Here is a 1,975-nt window from a genome sequence, read left to right as displayed (position 1 = left end):
CCTCTGGCACCAACTCCTCGATCACCCCAGCAGCATGCCAAAAGATGATCAACCACCGACATCAGACACACCGATCATTCTGAAACGAGTTGCAAAGCGTTGTCGTAGCTGGAGCCGATCCTGCCCATCGACCGCCGCACACCGTGAGGCTTACAGGCCTTGGCGAAATCAGCCGAGGTGTATTGCGACCCCTGTCGGCGTGGAAGACCACGCCGTCGACGTCGCCGCCGCGGGCACGCACGGCGGCCCGCAGCGCATCGCAGACCAACTCGGCCCGCAGGTGACCGGCGATGGACCACCCGATCAACCTGCGTGAGCAGATATCGATCACGGTCGCCAGGTATAGGTGATCGCCACCTGTCAGCGGCAGATAGGTGATATCGCGGCACCAGCGTTGATAGGCTCGGCGGCGGTGAAGTCCCGGCCCAATGAGGAGGGCGTCAACACGAAGATCAAGATGCTCAAGCGCCAAACCTACGGCAGAGCCAGTTTCACCTTGCTGCGCAGGAGAATCTTGCTTGTCGAGTGACAGCTCACGGCCACACGAGCATCCTTGATCACGCAATCAGCGACAGAGCCAACTTTTTGGTGTTCCCGACGCCGCGCGTACCGCCCTGCGCCAGTCCATCGACGGTGTCGTCGCCACCGCGTCCAGTTCGGAAGAAGCTGCGGCTACTCGACAGGCGCTGTATAGCGGCTTTGCTGACCTCGTTGCCTCCAAACGGAAAAAGCAGGCGACGATATGACCACCGCGCTCATCGCCGCCCGCGACGACGACGGTTCACGGCTCAACGAAAACGAGTTGGTGGGCACCCTGGTCTCGATGCTCGCGGCAGCACATGAAACATCCGCCAATCTTATAGACCACGCCGTCACGGCTCTGCTCACCCACCCCGATCAACTCGCCCTCGCCCAGGTCGGCGAAGCTTCCTGGGAGGACGTGGTCGAAGAGACATTGCGCTGACAGGCGCCCATCGTGAATATGCCGCTGCGTTACGCGCTACCGATCGTACTTCAGCCGGCGGCGACCTGACCTGCCAAACCATGGTCGCAAGGACCTCGGCAAGAGGGTGCGCATCAAGGATCCCCTCGATCTCGGACGCGAGCGCTTTCCGTTGCTCCAGAACGGTTCTCAGGCTCTCAGCCAGCCGCGGCAGCACCATGTCGGCCGCGGCGGCTCCGGGAACCACCACGGTCTGCTCGGACAAGGCGGCCAACAGCTCGTCGATGAGCCGCTCGCCCATGCGGGGCGCGTGCTTGGTCGCGATCGAGATCAGCTTGCGCCGGCTGGTGTTGCCCAGGCCGATCGGCCCGCCGCAACGGACCAGGAGCTCCAGCGCCGCGGTGTGGGCGACGCGAGGACCGAGGGCGCGTTCGAGCGCGGGGTGGATTCCGGTGAGCAGGCCGCGGATCCGGTTGCTGATCCGGGTGGCCTCGGCGGCCAGGTCGTCGTCGAACCCGGCCAGCACGCCGAGTTCGGCCAGGGCGTCGTCGCCCACGCCGACCTGGCGCAGGGTGTGGGGCAGGGTGCGTGCGGCGTCGGCGATCACGAAGGCGTCGCGGGCGTCGGTCTTGGCGTTACCCGGGTAGAGGTCGGCGATGCGGCGCATGGCCAGCCCGGGCAGGTAGGCGACCTGGTGCCCGCAGGCTCGGGCGACCGCGACCGGCAACGCGCCGATCGTGGCGGGCTGGTCGACCACGACCAGCAGCGGCCCATGCTGGGCGAGCTTGTCGAATACCGCCCGCAGCTTCGGTTCGCTGTTGGGCAGCGGGCCGTCGTGCAGCCGCTTCCCTGCCGGGTCCAGGCCCACGGCGTGGTGCTCGCCCTTGCCCACGTCCAGGCCAAGGAACACGCCGTATGTACTGGTCATCCACCCAGTCTGAGGTTGCCCCTGTGAACCGGACACCCTGATCCCAGGCAGTAGTTGCCTGAGCAAGGATGTCTCTGTGTCAGGTTCGTCGAAGTTTCCCGAGC

1 protein-coding gene and 2 pseudogenes are annotated in these 1,975 nt (G+C 65.5%); 1 reads left to right on the top strand and 2 read right to left on the bottom strand.

The window, feature by feature from the left end:
- Window positions 1–92: 92 nt before the first annotated feature.
- Window positions 93–438 (bottom strand): annotated as a pseudogene (locus BLW84_RS45915) (DDE-type integrase/transposase/recombinase); the annotation flags it as partial.
- Window positions 439–742: 304 nt separating this feature from the next.
- On the opposite strand from BLW84_RS45915, the gene BLW84_RS50645 reads away from it, so the two are divergent.
- On the top strand, window positions 743–964 hold the full coding sequence (locus BLW84_RS50645) for a cytochrome P450 (protein ID WP_143061393.1): 222 nt from the start codon (window positions 743–745) through the stop codon (window positions 962–964).
- On the opposite strand, the pseudogene BLW84_RS45910 reads toward BLW84_RS50645, so the two are convergent.
- A pseudogene (locus BLW84_RS45910) lies at window positions 918–1,871 on the bottom strand (IS110 family transposase); the annotation flags it as partial. The gene BLW84_RS50645 and the pseudogene BLW84_RS45910 sit on opposite strands and share 47 nt — an antisense overlap.
- Window positions 1,872–1,975: the final 104 nt, after the last annotated feature.

This window comes from Saccharopolyspora shandongensis (genome assembly GCF_900106995.1).
Classification (GTDB): Bacteria; Actinomycetota; Actinomycetes; order Mycobacteriales; family Pseudonocardiaceae; genus Saccharopolyspora; species Saccharopolyspora shandongensis.
This window is presented reverse-complemented; position numbering and strand designations above follow the sequence as displayed.